This window comes from Synechococcus sp. WH 8016 (assembly GCF_000230675.1).
Classification (GTDB): domain Bacteria; phylum Cyanobacteriota; class Cyanobacteriia; order PCC-6307; family Cyanobiaceae; genus Synechococcus_C.
Genome location: NZ_AGIK01000001.1, coordinates 1,211,885 through 1,227,150 on the forward strand (window position 1 = coordinate 1,211,885; position 15,266 = coordinate 1,227,150).

A 15,266-nucleotide genomic window follows, 5' to 3' on the forward strand; every position below is an offset into this window, starting at 1 on the left:
TCAAAAGCCCTGACACTGAACATTCACAGCCGTCAAAAAATTGACAGCGTCTTTTCCACGTCCAGCACGGAGCTGCACCATCACGAGGTCGGACTGCAGACCCAAAAGCATGGTTTGACAGGGATAACGGTCGCGTGCTGATGCACTGCGCTGCAGCTGTTCAGCACGGTTCAAAGCTTCCTGACAGCTGTCGATTCGCTCGAATCGAAAACAATCCAACGCAACAGGATTGACGCTCCGAAGCGAAGCAGAAGAAGCGGAACCGATAACAGCACCACCAAGGACCAACAGAATTGCCCCAGAAATCGCGATCTCCTGAGAGGATGCGACAGCTATTTCTCGGATCGGATGTACACCGACTGGACTGCTGTCGCCCTTCTGCTGTTCACCACTGTGCCTTTGTTGGCTGTCGTGGTGACCGCCGCCTTCTTTATTTGGCAACAGAGGAAGAAACAACTGCGTTAACCGGCTCAGGAAGGGCCGTGGAGTGCTGAATTCCAAGGGCTGGCAGTGACATGCCTAACTCTTGATTTTGACTCTTCGTGGGCTCGCCTTGCCCCAAACAATCCAGACAAGTACGAAAACGCTTGTCATTGATTCGCTGAATGCCACTGCCGCCGCAGCTTCTGCAGGTCATGGTTGCTGTTGCCGTTTCAAGACGTTTAGTTTGAGGCCTTTTTTTAATTGCGATCCCGAACTTTTCCTGAAGAATCAGCCCCAGCAATCAATGAGGTGAGCTTCTCCTGACGCTCTCTCAGCTCCTCCAGCAATTCTTCAGCCGAAATCGCCTGCTCGGGAGGCACGAGCCCAAGTGATGAAGCCAATTGGCCAATCAATTGCGCTGCCGTATCTCCACGATCACGCAGCGACCTCACGCCTGTCGCATGCTCGCGTTTTGACAGTTTTTGGCCGGACGGATCACAGAGCAACGGCACATGCCCGTAGCGCGGGGAGGCCATTCCCAGGCTGGACATAACAGCGATCTGAGCGGCACAGACCGACACCAGATCTTGCCCTCGCACGACCTCACTGATGCCCATCGCCAACTCATCGATGGACGTAGCCATGTGATAAGCGATGACTCCATCGGCGCGACGAAGAACGACATCTCCTACCTGAGCGGAGAAGGGCTCAGCAACGCGCAATCTCCAGGCCGGTAATCGCGCATTCCTCAAGCCCCAGTCTTGTGGGAGCCGCCTGCACGTTCCTGGATAGATGCTTGCACCGTCAAGCTGACGGCGACTACAGCGACAGGGATAGAGATAACCCTGCTTCCGCAAGCTTGAAAGGAATGAGCCATAGAGGCCTCGGCGTCTGCTCTGGAGCACAAGGGGCCCATCCCAGTGGAGGCCTAGCCAGCGGAGGTCCTGCAGCACCGACTCAATGGCGCCAGAACGAATCCTTGGCGTATCAAGGTCATCGACCCGCAACAACCATTGCCCTTTATTGACTCGGGCATGCAGCCACGACAGAAGAGCCGTCCTCACATTGCCGAGGTGAAGTGGACCGGATGGCGTGGGAGCAAAGCGCCCCCGGTAGCCCTGTTGGCGCAGTCTCTGGCCGTTCTGCAGGACTCGACTCAGGTGAACGGGAAGCTCGATAGCCATCGATAATGCTGATCGCTCATCTCAACAAAAAAGGGTGGTCAGAAGACCACCCCTGATCAGCAGAGAGTCTTTGATTAGCCCTGGACGCGGTCTTTGAACATTTTGCCAGCGGTAAAAGCGGGAACACGCTTGGCAGGAATTTTGATCTTTTCACCGGTTTTGGGGTTCAGGCCCTGACGAGCAGAACGCTCGCGTGGTTCAAACGAACCAAAACCAAGGATGGAAACTTTTTTCCCTTCGACAACGGAATCAATGATGGTGTCGATAGCGGCGTCCACAACGAGGGAGACGTCGGTTTTGGTGAGTTCGGTGCGAGCAGCAACGAGGTTGACGAGATCAGCTTTGTTCATGGAAGGAGTGATATGGAGCGAGAGCGCGATGGTTGACGTTGCGGAGGTCAACATCCGCACGGCTTCCTTGAGCGTGCCAATCGTATGGAGGTCAGCGCCTTGAGGCAACCGAAAAAGCCTGTGCCGCAACGCATTCACCCAATCAGTCTTGAGGAAGCAGGTCTGATTGGGCAGGACTCCAACTGTCGAAAGGAGCTAAGCGCCCACCTCGCAGCGCCCCAAGGCCTGCTCCAGAAGCCAGTGCTGGACTTGACTCTGGAGGAATCCAATCGCGCAGACGCTGAAGGCTGAGCTGCTGCCTCGGCCAATGAAACGTGCGTCGATGACGAAGAGGAGCCATTTGACCTTCTTGAACTGGAATTAATAATCGTCCGCAAAACAGCACATCCATAGGGGCTGGAGCGTGCACAACGCAGCTTCCTGGCGTGGGTCCGGGCGTCCAAAGCAGCCTTAAACCGGAGGCTGTGATGTGGGAATCAACAAAAGTCTCAAGGGGTTGGACCCCTGGTAAGAGGTAAGCCTCTTGCTCTTGAACCAACACAGGCCATCCCAATCGTTCTTGCAGGCGACGAAGGCGTCCATGCCCCTCTCGACTCGTCAGCAAAATCCGAGCTGAACGATCAGATGCCAGGTCATGCAGGGCTTGAAGGCTGGCCTCAGTCAGCGGTGGGCAATCAATCAGGACAGGTTCTGGGTCCAAATCGAGCCACCACGACGACCCACCACGACAGTCTCGATTGGGTGGAAACAACCAAAGATTGTCCAAGATTTGCTGAGGTGGTCGGCCTGACTCCAAAGCCGAGGTCATCGTCATTTCGGTGGAGTTCCATCACACCCTCTACTTTGAGGGAAGTACGTCCTGCGATCTGCGGGCGGATCTTTGAGCACGATCCATCGCGGCAGTCCCTGGCCCCTAGGCAGCACGATCACACCCCGCGGTGTGAATTTTTCCGTTGCGGCGCCAGCGGCCAATCGGCTCGAATTGCTGATTTTTTCCGATGCTGAGGCAAAGGCACCCGAACAGGTGATCGAGCTGTCGGAGCAGCATCGCTCCGCCAATTATTGGCATGTCGAGGTCGAAGGCCTTGGTGCTGGGTGTTGCTACTGCTATCGAGTGTTTGGCCCCATTGAGCCAGGTGGCCATGGATTTAGGCCCGCCAAGGTGCTTGTTGACCCCTGCGCCCGCGCCATTGATGGCTGGAACGTTTATCAGCGTGTAGCGGCGACCGGCGCATCACCCAACTCCGACAGGTGCTTGAAATCGGTGGTTTCCGAGCGAGATGCGTTCGATTTCCAAGCCCATCCCCGGCCTCGCCATAGCTGGCAAGACACCGTGATCTACGAGCTCCACATCGGAGGGTTCACCAAACGCCCTGACAGCGGTATCAGCCCCGATCGACGCGGAACCTATTTAGGAGTGATCGACAAGATCCCCTACCTAAAGGAGATCGGGGTCACCACGATCGAACTGCTACCGATCCAAGCCTTCGATCCCAACGATGCCCCGGCTGGTCGTGACAACGTTTGGGGTTACAGCCCTCTGAGTTGGTTCGCACCCCATCACGAATACGCGGTAGGCGCGGACCCCCACTCCGCTCGAGACCAGGTGCGTGAACTGGTGGCGGCCTGCCATGACGCAGGAATTGAGGTGCTTTTGGATGTGGTTTACAACCACACCACGGAGGGCAACCGCAACGGACCCACCCTGAGCTGGAGGGGGTTTGCCGATCGCAACTACTACCACCAGAGCGATGCGGGTGAGTACATGGATGTGAGCGGTTGTGGCAACAGCATTGCTGCCAACGATCCACTCTCCAGACAACTCATCCTCGAATCACTCCGCTGCTGGGCCATTGAACTGGGCATTGACGGCTTCCGCTTCGATTTAGGGATTGCTCTCAGCCGCGGAGAGAAGCTGAAACCTCTGGAACACCCACCCCTGTTTGAAGCGATGGAGGCTGATCCGCAGCTGAGTGAACTCAAGTTGGTGAGCGAACCCTGGGATTGTGGTGGGCTTTACCGGCTGAGTGATTTTCCGGCCAAAAGGATTGGCACCTGGAACGGACACTTCCGTGATGCTTTACGCAGTTTCTGGAAAGGAGATGAGGGCAGCACCTGGGCTCTTGGACAACGCTTTCGTGGCAGCCCCGATTTGTACAACGGGAAAGCGGCCAGTCTTGGCAGCTCAGTGAACCTGATTACGGCGCACGACGGCTTCAGCCTCTTGGACCTTGTGAGCTTCAACAACAAACACAATCTGGCCAATGGTGAAAACAACCGAGACGGTGAGAACCACAACAACAGCTGGAATCATGGCGTCGAAGGGCCGAGCAGCAATCGCGCCATCCAGGCACTCCGTCAGCGCCAACAACGCAATCTGCTCAGCACCTTGCTGCTGAGTCGTGGTGTCCCGATGCTGCTGATGGGCGATGAAGTCGGGCGCAGTCAGGGAGGGAATAACAACACGTGGTGCCAGGACAGCCCTCTCAGCTGGATGATCTGGGGAGAGGATCACTGCGATCACGAGTTACAGACCTTCGTGCGGCGCTTACTCGATGTGCGCCAACAACTTGCGAGCTTGTTCAATCCGATCCAGCCTCACAACGAAAAGAAACCACTCCGATCAGGAGATTCAGACAAGTTGTGGCGCCAGTGGCACGGAGTCGAGCTCAGCAAACCTGACTGGGCGAATTGGTCCCACTGTTTAGCGCTGAGCTTGCAGCAAGGTCACCAAGGTGCCGTGTTGTGGATGGGCTTCAACGCCTACTTCAAGTCCATGCACTTCGACCTACCGGAAGCGGCCTCGCCATGGTGTCGTTTGATCGACACAGCATTGCCTGCTGGAGAGGATCTACCAACACAAATCGAACGTTGGACGCCCTCTGGGGTTCCGTTGGAGGCGCGCAGCCTGGTGGTGATGGTGGCTCAGGAGTACGCAGACCGCCTGAGTCTTTGAATCAAGCGGGCGGCGGGAATCGAACCCGCATCATCAGCTTGGAAGGCTGAGGTTTTACCACTAAACTACGCCCGCACTAGTACGTCCGAACTGCTTACCAGAGGAAGGTAGCTGTTTGGTCGCGTGCCCAAGCATTATGACGGTCCGCGTGCCCCCCCTGTTCAGGATTGACTTCAACAGCTCGCCCCGAGGGCTCCCGTCGCCGTCTCATGCTCGCTTACGGGCTTGGGGATGCAGGTACCGGACTGGCCGCCACAACACTGGGGTTTTATCTGTTCCCGTTTTTTACCTGTGCCGCAGGGTTGCCAGCTTTCATTGCCGGCTCCTTGCTCACCGTGATCAAAATCTGGGATGCGATCAATGATCCCCTGATCGGCTGGATGAGCGATCACACCCAGAGTCGATGGGGCCCAAGACTTCCTTGGATGTTTGCAGCCGCGTTGCCTTTAGGGATCAGCCTGGCAGCGATGTGGTGGGTCCCAGAGGGGAGCACCCTGCAGCGCACGGCGTATTACGTGTTGATGGCCATCCTGCTGATGACGGCTTATACGAGCGTGAACCTGCCCTATGCCGCGCTCTCCACGGAACTCACCCCGGATACGGCGATTCGCACCCGCCTGAATGCGGCCCGCTTCACCGGATCGATCACCGCGGGAACCATGGGGTTACTCGTTGCCTATCTCGTCTTGAGAGAAGGCGGCGGTGGCTACTTGTTGATGGGACAAATCACGGGAACGATCGCAGCGGTCGCAACCCTGCTCTGCTGCTGGGGCCTCGCCCCTTACGCCAAAAAAGCGCAACGTCCAAGCGGCAACGAAGAGCCCACGCTTCAGCAATTAAGACGCATCCGCTCCAACCCCCGTTTCCTTCTCGTTCTGGGGCTCTATTTGCTGCTGTGGTTCGGACTTCAACTGATGCAAGTCGTTGCCCTTATTTGGCTTGTCCAAGTCATCCACGTTCCCGCTGGAATGGCCACCCTGCTGCTCCTTGCCTTCAATATTGCGGCGTTGATCGGCCTCCAGCTGTGGAGCATGTTGTCCAACCGCCATGGACGCATCACGGCTCTCGGCTGGGGTTCGAGCATCTGGATTGCTGCTTGCCTGCTCTCCATGCTTCTCACCCCGATCCCTGAGAACAGCGGAATGGTTGCCTTGATCCCCGTGATCGGCCTGATCATGCTGGTGGGATTGGGGGCTTCAACGGCTTACCTCATCCCCTGGTCTCTGCTCCCTGATGCGATCGACGCGGATCCCACCCACCCAGCGGGCCTTTACACCGCATGGATGGTATTTGGACAAAAATTCATCATTGGACTGAGCATGAGCGTCTTTGGGGCTTTGCTTTCGCTCACTGGATACATCTCTACAAAGAGCTGCGATGGCGCCTTAAGTTTCGTTCAACAGCCCGAATCAGCCCTGATTGCCATTCGCCTTTGCATGGGCCTAATTCCAGCGGTGTTGGTGGTGCTGGGGCTTGTAATGATGCGACGCTGGCCTGATCGCGGCGCTCATCTCCACAGCGCTTAAGTCTTTTCTCTGATCTCCCCCCAATGAAGTCCCCGCGCTGGCTGAACCGACTTGGCAGCAGCCTGCTGATCGGCGGACAAGCTGTCTCGGCCACAACGAAAGGCCGGATCAACACCATTGATCTGTTTGATCAGCTCCAAGAAGCGGGGCCTGGAAGCTTTTTGATCGTGATCATCACGGCCTTAGCGGCCGGCACCGTGTTCAACATTCAAATCACAGCGGAGCTCAACAGCATGGGCGCCGGATCCACCGTGGGGGGTGTTCTCGCCATTGGCCTCGCCAGGGAGATTGCTCCCCTGCTCACCGCCACGCTGCTCACTGGAAAGGTGGCCACTGCCTATGCCGCCCAATTGGGAACGATGAAGGTCACCGAGCAGATCGATGCGATCACGATGCTCCGCACCGATCCCGTGGAGTACTTGGTAGTGCCGCGCCTCATCGCCATGGTGGTGATGGCACCCGTGCAATGCCTGTTGTTTTTTGGGGTTGCGATCTGGAGCGCTCAAATCAGCAGCACCAGCCTTTACAGCATTCCTCCGGCCGTGTTTTGGACCGCTGTGAGGACATGGTTAGATCCTGATGATCTGCCCTTCATGCTGATCAAAGCTCTGGTCTTTGGGCTTCAAATTGGCGTGATTGCCTGTGGATGGGGCATGACTACCAAAGGTGGTGCCAAAGAGGTTGGAACCAGCACCACTGGAGCTGTGGTCATGATCCTTGTCACCGTGGCCCTGATGGATGTCCTGCTCACCTCGATTTTATTCGGCTGATTACGCAACCCCATGACACCCTCTCCAACGACCAGCAACGTGATCATCAGCCCAAGCCCCAGGCTGGCATTGGTGATTCTTCTGCTGAGTGCAGCCCTTTGGCCCTTACCCCTCAGTCCCTGGCCAACCCTCGTGGTGGGGTTGTTCGGTGTGTTTCTTCTGGTGCAGACCTACATCCTGAAGCTTGAATTCAGCGAGGACGATCTGGTCGTGTGGCGAGGGCAAGAGGTGTTACGCCGTTTCCCTTTTCGCGAGTGGATGTCTTGGCGCCTTTTCGCACCTTGGCTACCCGGACTGTTTTACTTCCGTGAAACCAAAAGCATTCATTTCCTTCCCATCCTGTTCAATCCAGCGGAACTTCAAGAGCAACTGGAACAACGGGTGGGGCCCTTACAACAAGCCAAGCCCTGAGCCAGAGTGAGTGAAGTCTTTCTTCAGGCGCTGGCGTAACGAAAACGAAATGCTTTCCACACGTTTGGACAGAAGGTTCGACTTGCGTCGCGCGATCAGCTGAAATAGTTCAAGGACGAGCAGACCATGCCTGACGACACCGATCTGACGCCCCAGGAGCGTTCCGACGAGACAGCCGAAACATCGTCACCTGAACCAGAAGCACCACAGAGCGACGGCTCTGCTGAGGAGACCTCTACTGACGACACCTCTGCTGAGAACACCTCTGCAGAAACGACTTCAGGCCCAACTGGAGAAGCCTTTATCAGCCTCGCCCTGACCGAGCTACAGCAACGCCGCGATGCCTTACAGCAAGACATCAACAGCCTCAACCAACGCAAGCTGCAGCTTGAGCAGGAGATTGCCGGGAGCTTTGTCGGTCAGTCCGATGCCATTGCGCGGCGCGTAAAGGGATTCCAGGAGTATCTAAGCGGCGCGCTTCAGGGCATGGCTCAATCGGTTGAGCAGCTCGAACTGGTATCTCAGCCGGTGGTCGTGAAGCCTTCTCCTCTGGATCAACAGACGGTTAGCACCCAGGAAGGGGCCCCCATTGCAGAGCCAACCCCAGCGGTCGCCGACACCTTCCGACCCGATGAAGCCCTGATTCGCGCCAACCTCGAGCGGTTTGCCGAGCAACCTGATTTTTATGCCGATCCTTGGAAGCTGCGCCGCAGCCTCGACCAAAGCGATATCGCCCTCCTTGAGGACTGGTTCTTCAATCAGGGCGGACGGGGAGCCCAGTCCAGTCGCGGGAATCGCCCGCGCAACGTTTTGGTAGGGAGTGCCCTGATCGCCATCCTTAGCGATCTTTATGGCGATCAATTCCAGACCCTTGTTTTGGCAGGTCAACCAGAGCGACTCGGCGAATGGCGGCGCGGATTGCAAGATGCCCTTGGCCTAGGCCGGGAAGACTTTGGTCCAAACAGCGGCATCGTGCTGTTTGAAAGGGGTGATGCCTTAGTTGAGCGCGCCGACCGCCTGGAAGAACGCGGTGAAGTTCCTTTGATTGTGATCGATGCCGCTGAGCGCGTCGTCGACATCCCCGTGCTTCAGTTTCCGCTGTGGATGGCCTTTGCGGCTGGCCCCGGTGAGATCTACGACGACGACAACGAGCTGCTCTGATGGGTTTTTTTTCTCTTCTCCTCGGCTACCTACTTGGATCCATCCCCAGTGGCTGGCTTGCAGGTCGCTGGCTCAAAGGCATTGACCTGCGCGACCTCGGTTCGGGCTCCACGGGAGCCACCAATGTGCTCCGGCAAGTGGGCAAGGGTCCCGCGTTGGTTGTCTTTTTGATCGATGTGGGGAAGGGAGCCGCCGCTGTCTTGCTGGCCCGCGCGCTTGGCCTCGGTGATTGGATTCAGGTCTTAGCAGGTCTGACCGCCCTAGCTGGTCATATTTGGCCTGTTTGGCTGGGCTTTAAGGGCGGCAAAGCAGTCGCGACCGGATTAGGGATGTTTCTCGGCTTGGCATGGCCCGTGGGGCTGGCCAGTTTTGGCGTCTTCATGGCGGTGTTCAGCCTGAGTCGGCTCGTGTCACTGGCGAGCGTGTTAGCGGCGATCAGCCTGCCGCTGCTAATGGCGGCCGGTTCTGGCAGCACGGCCAATCTGGTGGTAGCCCTGGTGGCGATGCTGCTGGTGCTTTGGCGTCACCGCAGCAACATCCAAAGACTGCTCAATGGCACCGAGCCGAAGATGGGCCAGAAGTCTTGAGTGCAGCGGCCGGCCTGGGGCGGACTCAGCCTCACCTTTTAAAGCAAGGATCAGCAGCTAAACCCACTGAAGCAGGCGGCAAACGCAGCGCTGGGGTTTTCAGCCTTGGTGATCGGCCGGCCGATTACCAGCTTGCTGGCGCCAGCAGCCATCGCCTCAGCCGGCCCCATCACCCGGGCCTGATCGCCCACGGCCGCTCCCTTGGGGCGAATCCCCGGGGTGACAAGCGCAAACGGCTCAGGATGCTGAGCCCGTAGCGCCGCGACTTCCAAAGGCGAACACACGCATCCACCAATGCCGGCAGTTGCCGACAGCTGCGCCAAGGCCGATACCCGCTCGGCGATGTCTTGGCTGATGGCGAGTTCCCGTTGGAGCCGCTGCTGCTCCCAGCTGGTGAGCACCGTCACCGCCAAAAGAGTTGGCAGCGGCTGCCCGCTGCTTTGCGCCCCCTCCACCGCCGCGGCCTGAGCCGCCTGCAGCGCTTCGCTGCCAGCGCAGGCATGGACGGTGATCAGCTCCGCTCCGAGTGCCGCCGCCCGCCGGCAAGCACCTGCCATGGTCGCCGGAATGTCGTGAAATTTGAGATCCAGAAACACCCGCAAGCCCTGGTCCCGCAACTGAGCCACCACCTGCGGCCCCGCTTGCACGAACAGCTCCAGGCCCACCTTCACCCAGCGCAGCCCTTCCACCGCGGCCGCAAACTCCAGGGCCTGCTCCGGCGCCATGCCATCGAGGGCCACGATGATCCGTTCCGCTGATTCAGCCGAGAAAGAGGAAGCCACGCACCGTCTCCGCACGACCCTCATCGTGATGGGTCATGAGCACCCCCTCAGGTCAAGCCGCCACTTGAAAAGTATCGGCAGGCAAACCTTTCACACCCACATCCGCCTGAAACAGGCCACCAGCCAAGGGCTCAGCCGCAATGGCAGCAGCATCCATCTCCCTTCTTGCGGTCGTCATAAACAACTGATCCAAGTGGGGACCGCCAAAACAACAGGAGGTGACCTGACGACAAGGCACCGCCAATCGGTCGAGCAATTGACCGCTGATGGGATCCCAGCGCGTGACCGCCCCACCACCAAAGAGGGCGATCCAAAGCATTCCCTCCGCATCGATGCACATGCCATCCGGAACGGCATCCCAATCCTCTGGAATCTGCACACAGATGCTGGGTTCTGCGGCGATCTCACCTGAGCTGGTGAGCGGGAAGGCCATCACCTTCAGCGTTGGCGAGTCAATGAAATAGAGCGTCCCACGGTCTTGACTCCAAGCCAGTCCGTTGGAAATGGTGAGCTGGCGGCGTTGGCGCGTGATCCTTCCATCACCATCCAGCCGCCATAGAGCACCAGCCATCGGCTCAAAGTCATAGGCCATCGTGCCGGCCCAAAAGCGGCCCCAAGGATCACATTTACCGTCGTTGAAGCGATTGCCAGGCCGGTCGACCTCTGGATCCAACAACAGGGTCACAGCCCCGCTGCTCGGATCCATCCTCATCAACCCCGCCGCTGTTGCTAAGAGCAAATCGCCGACGGATGTGGGAACAACAGCACCCACGTGGGCAGGAAGATACAAAAAATCATTGTTTCCTGTTGCAGGATCAAACAGGCCAATTCTGGAAGCCTCAATATCCACCCAAAGCAGAATGTTCCGCTCAGACCACCAGCAGGGTCCTTCTGCCAACCCTGCGGCGATCGGCAACACACAACGACAGGTCATCAATACAAAACAGGCCTATCTACACGTTTCCTTCCCAGAATCACGCGCTTGACCACACCTTCTTTCTTGGTATAGTGAACTAATTTATCGCCCTCAACGGTATTCAAACTCATCGCTCCGGCCTGGCGATAGTCACGATCAAAGGGCAAGGTCCATGATTTACCGCTACGCATCACATACACAACAAATCGACGATCCTCACTGATACAAAACCGTACGTTTACCTCATCAAAGACACCAACATCGCTTCCATAGTCAGCCTTGCTGTAGTCACACGCCTGAGCTCGCTCATATTCATCCTTAATGCCAGCATGGGTCGGTGCTGGCATTCCCACACCCGCCAAACAGGCAAGGACCACTCCGAAGACAGAACGCGAAGAGTTCATGTCAAGCATGCTTCTCCTGGTTTTGAGCTGGAGCAGTCATAGCAGCACATCAAGGGACCAATCGCCTAAATGTCTTTTTGCCTAGCTGAAGAACCTTCCCTTCCAATTCGGATACTGAAGCAAATTCTTGATTGGGGTCGGTGATTTTCTCTCCCTCAAGGCGTGCGGCTCCCCCTTTGATTTGCCGGCGCGCCTCACTACTGCTGGCACAGATCCCCACCGCACTGAGCAGATAGAACGCCTTGGCCGGAAAATTCACTGCAGAAAGTGATGCCTCTGGCACATCCGCCGCTGCTGCACCCGATCCAGCCACCAACGTGGCAGCATCCGCCTGAGCTTTTTGGGCCACCTCCATGCCATAGCGGCTTGCCGTCACCGCCAAAGCCATGGCTTTTTGCTTTTCACGGGGATTCTCCGGCAAGGCTTCATCGGCCAGATCGGTGAGCAACATCAGATAGTCGTGAATGGCCGCATCACCAACTTTCTCGAGCTTGGAGTACATCGACAGCGGATCATCTTCCAAGCCCACCGTGTTGCCAAGGCTCTTACTCATCTTCTGAACGCCATCAAGACCAACAAGGATGGGTAAGAGCAAGCCGAACTGCGTTCGTTGGCCGAAGTGACGCTGCAAGTCACGCCCCATCGCCACATTGAATTTCTGATCCGTCCCCCCCAGCTCCACATCAGCATCCACAGCCACAGAGTCATACCCCTGAAGCAAGGGATAGAGGAACTCATGCAGAGCGATTGGGGTACCGCTCCCATAACGCTTGGCAAAATCATCCTTGGCCAACATTTGACCCACGGTGGCCGTTCCCAGCAAGCCAATCACCTGAGACAAGTCCAGGCCCTCAAGCCATTCGCTGTTGCGTCGCACCTCCAGGCGTCCTGGAGTTTCAAAATCAAGCAGGGCCCGTTCCTTGGGTTGTCCTTGCCCTAGCTGGCGCAGATAGGTCGTCGCATTGGCCTCGACCTGCTCCGTTGTGAGCTGAACGCGTGTAGCACTCTTGCCCGTTGGATCACCGATCCGAGCGGTGAAATCACCAATAATCAAGACGGCTGTATGCCCCGCATCCTGAAAAGCACGCAGCTTGCGAAACAAAATGCTGTGGCCGAGGTGAATATCGCTTCCTGTTGGGTCAATGCCCAACTTCACCCGAAGTGGACGGCCATCCTTGGCAGCCGCGGCCAAGCGCGCAGCTAACGCCTGATCCCCATCATCAGGATTCCCGTCCGGAAATAAATCGGCCATCCCCCGCGCCAACCAGTTCGGAAGTGAATTGCGGTTGACTGTCATCGAAGGAGGACTTGGCTGTGCGACGGATCGTACGGCTCACTGACCTTCCGATTGCTCGAGCTGACTCTTCATCCGCTCCAAGGTTTGATTCATCTGTTCGAACATTTGCTCAGGCGTGATCCCAAACTGCCCAAGCTGCGTTCGCAACTGTTCGACCGTGAGCTTGGCTTGAAAGTCTTCTGAGAGCTCAAAGCGTTTCATAAAAACGCGGTAACGCTCCATCAGGTCTTCCATCGTGTCGATGAACTTCTTCTTCCCTTCTCGGTCGAACTTTCCATAATCCGACCCGAGCTGCATCAACTGTTGGTAATCGCCAAAAAGATGCTTGGCCTCCTCCTGCACGATTTCGGAATCGAAGAAGGCCATGGTCCTGAGAAAGAGTCGTTCATATTTTGAACAATTCACGCAATCCCTCACAGTGCGGATCCACGCCCCCTCACCAAAGCCAACATGTGGAGAGTTTCAAAACGGCTTGGATCTCACCTCCCAGATCCCCAGACTTCAGACACGCAGCAAGCAGGGTCACAGTCTTCTGCGCGGAAGTCGCACAGCGATTGCCAGTGCTGATCAGGTGTTAATGGCCAGCTGGATGGGCTGGTTTCAGGACTTAGGGCAGCTCGTTGCTGCCGCCACGACTGAAGAAGAATGTCTTCAGAGGTTGCAAACAACGGATGCCAACCTCTTGATCTGTACGGACCAGCTTGAGGGTGGCAATGGCCCGAGCCTCGTTCGGCGCGCCAAGCAGAACAATCCCAGCTTGAAAGCGTTGCTGCTTGTTCAGCGTCCAATTCTGCGCACCATCCTCCAGGCGATCGACGCACCCTGCGATGGATTGTGCTCCCATCAAAATGTCGGGATGGGAGGCGTCACAGCTGCGCTGACCGCCATGGAATCCGATGGCACGTATCACGATGCCGTGATCGCCGACGTTCTCCGGCACGGTCGACTGGGACGCACCGCCTCCGGCGCCATTCCTCCCGAACTGAGCCTGAAGGAAGAGGACGTGCTGCGTGGACTTTGCAAAGGAATGAGCAATCAGGACATCGCAGACAGCCTTGTCGTCTCCATCGACACCGTGAAATCCCACATCGGCAGCCTGCTGCGCAAACTGCAGGCCAACAATCGCACCCATGCCGTGGTGGTGGCTTTTCAACAGGGACTGATCGAAATCCCAACCCAGCCTCCACGCTGGAACCCCTAACACCTGAGGCTTGGGCTCGGTATCGTCCTGGCCAAGAAGCAAGTTCCCGAATCAATGGCGCGCCAGCACTGGCTTGACCCCCTGGCTCGCAAGCTCTTGCAGGCCACCGGCGATCTACCTCCAGATCCTGTCCAAGCAAAACAACCAGCGAAACAAAAGCTGAGCGCTCCTCCTACCCCAGCAGAAACCTGGAGCCTGGATGTCAACAGGGCAACCCCTGAGCAATGGCAAAAACTGCCCGGTTGCAGTGAGGCGATGGTCGACGTCTTAATGCGACTCCAACGGGGTGGGGTGCAGTTCACCCAGCTGGATGATCTCGTTCTTCTGCTGAACCTTCCTCATGATCTGGTGGAGCGCTGGACACCCCACCTGGTGTTCCGCTGGCATGGGGATGCTCCCGTGCTGCCTGAACAGCCCCCCCTGGATCTCAATGCCGCTGCCCCCACCTTGTTGGAGCAGACGCTCAACTGGCCAAAACCCCGACTCCAACGTCTGATCCAGGAGAGGCGGCTTAAGCCGTTTGAACATCTCGCCGATCTCCAGGAACGCGTGTGTTTACCCCCTGATGCTGTGGAACAGCTGATTGGTCGCGTGAGTTTTGGGGCGCGGCCATCCGGCCCCAGCCTTCCTCCAAGGGGCTAAACCCATGGGCACTCCACCTGGGCAGGGCAACCTTTTCGAGCAGCCATTAGCAGAATCCAGTGGACTGATCGATCCGTCCCTGCCCCTGAGTGCGGAGCTGTTGCGGGGTTGGCAAGAGCGCATCCATCAGTTCCAGGCACCTCTGTTCGCACCACCATTGGAGTCTGAGGCCGGGCATCGAGATGAACCAACTGGACAACAACAACTGTTTGCCAGCGACAACACCAATCCGCTGAGCAATTTCCAGCCTCTTCAGCTCAGGCCCTTAGCGTTGAGCTTCTGGCGTTGGCCCAACAGTCGCCATCAAGGGGCGGCCATCTATCTCGTGATGGATCGCCCGAAAGAACTCGACCATCCCATCCTTCTCTACATCGGAGAAACCAAGGCGGCTGATCGTCGCTGGAAGGGCGAGCACGACTGCAAGGCCTACTTGGCGAGTTACCAAGAGGCCTGCATGGGCACGGGCTTGTGCTGCAGCACAAGCATTCGTTTTTGGGCCGATGTTCCCCAGGACACCCGTTCACGACGACGCCTGGAACAAACCTTGATTCGCCTCTGGCAACCGCCCTTCAACAAGGAAACCCGTGCGCGTTGGTCCACACCGTTCCATGCCGATTAAGGGTGCCCCGTAGCATCGACTCACGCGCCCAATCTCC

18 protein-coding genes and 1 tRNA gene are annotated in these 15,266 nt (G+C 57.4%); 9 read left to right on the forward strand and 10 right to left on the reverse strand.

The features are described 5' to 3' along the window. The 4 genes from SYN8016DRAFT_RS15740 to SYN8016DRAFT_RS06625 form a co-directional block, all read right to left on the reverse strand. Window positions 1–501, reverse strand: a complete 501-nt coding sequence (locus SYN8016DRAFT_RS15740; protein ID WP_006853558.1) for a hypothetical protein — start codon at window positions 499–501, stop codon at window positions 1–3. 179 nt (window positions 502–680) lie between these two features. Then, window positions 681–1,601, reverse strand: a complete 921-nt coding sequence (gene gluQRS, locus SYN8016DRAFT_RS06615; protein ID WP_050802717.1) for a tRNA glutamyl-Q(34) synthetase GluQRS — start codon at window positions 1,599–1,601, stop codon at window positions 681–683. A gap of 80 nt (window positions 1,602–1,681) precedes the next feature. Continuing rightward, window positions 1,682–1,957 carry an HU family DNA-binding protein gene (locus SYN8016DRAFT_RS06620; RefSeq protein ID WP_011620102.1) on the reverse strand — a complete coding sequence of 92 codons (276 nt, stop codon included), beginning with the start codon at window positions 1,955–1,957 and terminating at the stop codon, window positions 1,682–1,684. A 142-nt stretch (window positions 1,958–2,099) separates the two neighbouring features. Then, window positions 2,100–2,771, reverse strand: coding sequence for a hypothetical protein (locus SYN8016DRAFT_RS06625; RefSeq protein WP_038013488.1), 672 nt, complete (start codon window positions 2,769–2,771; stop codon window positions 2,100–2,102). A 66-nt stretch (window positions 2,772–2,837) separates the two neighbouring features. Here SYN8016DRAFT_RS06625 and SYN8016DRAFT_RS06630 point away from each other — a divergent pair, with 66 nt between their 5' ends. After that, complete coding sequence (locus tag SYN8016DRAFT_RS06630) at window positions 2,838–4,913, forward strand: glycogen-debranching protein (protein ID WP_038013491.1); 2,076 nt, start codon at window positions 2,838–2,840, stop codon at window positions 4,911–4,913. Between the two features lie 4 nt (window positions 4,914–4,917). On the opposite strand, the gene SYN8016DRAFT_RS06635 is transcribed toward SYN8016DRAFT_RS06630, so the two are convergent. Further along, window positions 4,918–4,988 (reverse strand) — tRNA-Gly (locus tag SYN8016DRAFT_RS06635). Window positions 4,989–5,122: 134 nt separating this feature from the next. Between SYN8016DRAFT_RS06635 and SYN8016DRAFT_RS06640 the strand changes: the two genes are divergently transcribed. The 5 genes from SYN8016DRAFT_RS06640 to plsY all read left to right on the forward strand — a co-directional run bounded on the left by SYN8016DRAFT_RS06640 (window position 5,123) and on the right by plsY (window position 9,368). Further along, window positions 5,123–6,439: an MFS transporter gene (locus SYN8016DRAFT_RS06640; protein WP_006853563.1), complete on the forward strand. Its 1,317-nt coding sequence runs from the start codon at window positions 5,123–5,125 to the stop codon at window positions 6,437–6,439. Window positions 6,440–6,462: 23 nt separating this feature from the next. After that, on the forward strand, window positions 6,463–7,209 hold the full coding sequence (locus SYN8016DRAFT_RS06645) for an ABC transporter permease (RefSeq protein ID WP_006853564.1): 747 nt from the start codon (window positions 6,463–6,465) through the stop codon (window positions 7,207–7,209). 12 nt (window positions 7,210–7,221) lie between these two features. Beyond that, window positions 7,222–7,620, forward strand: a complete 399-nt coding sequence (locus SYN8016DRAFT_RS06650) for a DUF3119 family protein (RefSeq protein WP_006853565.1) — start codon at window positions 7,222–7,224, stop codon at window positions 7,618–7,620. 126 nt (window positions 7,621–7,746) lie between these two features. Then, on the forward strand, window positions 7,747–8,781 hold the full coding sequence (locus SYN8016DRAFT_RS06655) for a DUF3086 domain-containing protein (RefSeq protein WP_006853566.1): 1,035 nt from the start codon (window positions 7,747–7,749) through the stop codon (window positions 8,779–8,781). Further along, on the forward strand, window positions 8,781–9,368 hold the full coding sequence (plsY, locus tag SYN8016DRAFT_RS06660; protein ID WP_006853567.1) for a glycerol-3-phosphate 1-O-acyltransferase PlsY: 588 nt from the start codon (window positions 8,781–8,783) through the stop codon (window positions 9,366–9,368). Before SYN8016DRAFT_RS06655 ends, plsY begins: the two co-directional genes overlap by 1 nt. A 50-nt stretch (window positions 9,369–9,418) precedes the next feature. Here the strand turns inward: plsY and pyrF are convergent, their stop codons facing one another. The 5 genes from pyrF to SYN8016DRAFT_RS06685 are packed head-to-tail and all read right to left on the reverse strand — an operon-like array spanning window position 9,419 to window position 13,133. Next, entirely contained in the window at window positions 9,419–10,174 is a 756-nt protein-coding gene (gene pyrF, locus SYN8016DRAFT_RS06665; RefSeq protein WP_006853568.1) for an orotidine-5'-phosphate decarboxylase, read from the reverse strand. Window positions 10,175–10,202: 28 nt separating this feature from the next. After that, complete coding sequence (locus SYN8016DRAFT_RS06670) at window positions 10,203–11,084, reverse strand: SMP-30/gluconolactonase/LRE family protein (RefSeq protein WP_006853569.1); 882 nt, start codon at window positions 11,082–11,084, stop codon at window positions 10,203–10,205. Further along, window positions 11,084–11,470, reverse strand: coding sequence for a hypothetical protein (locus tag SYN8016DRAFT_RS06675; RefSeq protein ID WP_071778035.1), 387 nt, complete (start codon window positions 11,468–11,470; stop codon window positions 11,084–11,086). The genes SYN8016DRAFT_RS06670 and SYN8016DRAFT_RS06675 overlap by 1 nt, the downstream gene beginning before the upstream one ends. Window positions 11,471–11,519: 49 nt before the next feature. Beyond that, the gene (tyrS, locus tag SYN8016DRAFT_RS06680) at window positions 11,520–12,767 is read right to left on the reverse strand and encodes a tyrosine--tRNA ligase (RefSeq protein WP_006853571.1); all 1,248 of its coding nucleotides are present in this window, start codon (window positions 12,765–12,767) and stop codon (window positions 11,520–11,522) included. Between the two features lie 36 nt (window positions 12,768–12,803). After that, window positions 12,804–13,133, reverse strand: coding sequence for a DUF1825 family protein (locus SYN8016DRAFT_RS06685; RefSeq protein WP_006853572.1), 330 nt, complete (start codon window positions 13,131–13,133; stop codon window positions 12,804–12,806). A gap of 106 nt (window positions 13,134–13,239) precedes the next feature. Between SYN8016DRAFT_RS06685 and SYN8016DRAFT_RS06690 the strand changes: the two genes are divergently transcribed. Genes SYN8016DRAFT_RS06690 through SYN8016DRAFT_RS06700 form a run of 3 tightly spaced genes read left to right on the forward strand, consistent with a single transcriptional unit; the run spans window position 13,240 to window position 15,229 of the window. Next, entirely contained in the window at window positions 13,240–13,968 is a 729-nt protein-coding gene (locus SYN8016DRAFT_RS06690; protein WP_038013899.1) for a response regulator transcription factor, read from the forward strand. A 54-nt stretch (window positions 13,969–14,022) separates the two neighbouring features. Next, a complete protein-coding gene (locus SYN8016DRAFT_RS06695; RefSeq protein ID WP_006853574.1) occupies window positions 14,023–14,610 on the forward strand; it encodes a hypothetical protein in 588 nt (195 codons plus the stop codon). Between the two features lie 4 nt (window positions 14,611–14,614). Continuing rightward, window positions 14,615–15,229, forward strand: coding sequence for a hypothetical protein (locus tag SYN8016DRAFT_RS06700; RefSeq protein WP_006853575.1), 615 nt, complete (start codon window positions 14,615–14,617; stop codon window positions 15,227–15,229). Window positions 15,230–15,266 lie beyond the last annotated feature (37 nt).

Excerpts from the sequence above, each read along its gene's own strand:
- SYN8016DRAFT_RS06620 (WP_011620102.1), bottom strand. The coding sequence starts at position 1,957 with ATGAACAAAGCTGATCTCGTCAACCTCGTTGCTGCTCGCACCGAACTC.
- SYN8016DRAFT_RS06625 (WP_038013488.1), bottom strand. The coding sequence starts at position 2,771 with ATGACGATGACCTCGGCTTTGGAGTCAGGCCGACCACCTCAGCAAATC.
- SYN8016DRAFT_RS06640 (WP_006853563.1), top strand. The coding sequence starts at position 5,123 with ATGCTCGCTTACGGGCTTGGGGATGCAGGTACCGGACTGGCCGCCACA.
- SYN8016DRAFT_RS06645 (WP_006853564.1), top strand. The coding sequence starts at position 6,463 with ATGAAGTCCCCGCGCTGGCTGAACCGACTTGGCAGCAGCCTGCTGATC.
- SYN8016DRAFT_RS06650 (WP_006853565.1), top strand. The coding sequence starts at position 7,222 with ATGACACCCTCTCCAACGACCAGCAACGTGATCATCAGCCCAAGCCCC.
- SYN8016DRAFT_RS06655 (WP_006853566.1), top strand. The coding sequence starts at position 7,747 with ATGCCTGACGACACCGATCTGACGCCCCAGGAGCGTTCCGACGAGACA.
- plsY (WP_006853567.1), top strand. The coding sequence starts at position 8,781 with ATGGGTTTTTTTTCTCTTCTCCTCGGCTACCTACTTGGATCCATCCCC.
- pyrF (WP_006853568.1), bottom strand. The coding sequence starts at position 10,174 with ATGAGGGTCGTGCGGAGACGGTGCGTGGCTTCCTCTTTCTCGGCTGAA.
- SYN8016DRAFT_RS06670 (WP_006853569.1), bottom strand. The coding sequence starts at position 11,084 with ATGACCTGTCGTTGTGTGTTGCCGATCGCCGCAGGGTTGGCAGAAGGA.
- SYN8016DRAFT_RS06675 (WP_071778035.1), bottom strand. The coding sequence starts at position 11,470 with ATGAACTCTTCGCGTTCTGTCTTCGGAGTGGTCCTTGCCTGTTTGGCG.
- tyrS (WP_006853571.1), bottom strand. The coding sequence starts at position 12,767 with ATGACAGTCAACCGCAATTCACTTCCGAACTGGTTGGCGCGGGGGATG.
- SYN8016DRAFT_RS06685 (WP_006853572.1), bottom strand. The coding sequence starts at position 13,133 with ATGGCCTTCTTCGATTCCGAAATCGTGCAGGAGGAGGCCAAGCATCTT.
- SYN8016DRAFT_RS06695 (WP_006853574.1), top strand. The coding sequence starts at position 14,023 with ATGGCGCGCCAGCACTGGCTTGACCCCCTGGCTCGCAAGCTCTTGCAG.
- SYN8016DRAFT_RS06700 (WP_006853575.1), top strand. The coding sequence starts at position 14,615 with ATGGGCACTCCACCTGGGCAGGGCAACCTTTTCGAGCAGCCATTAGCA.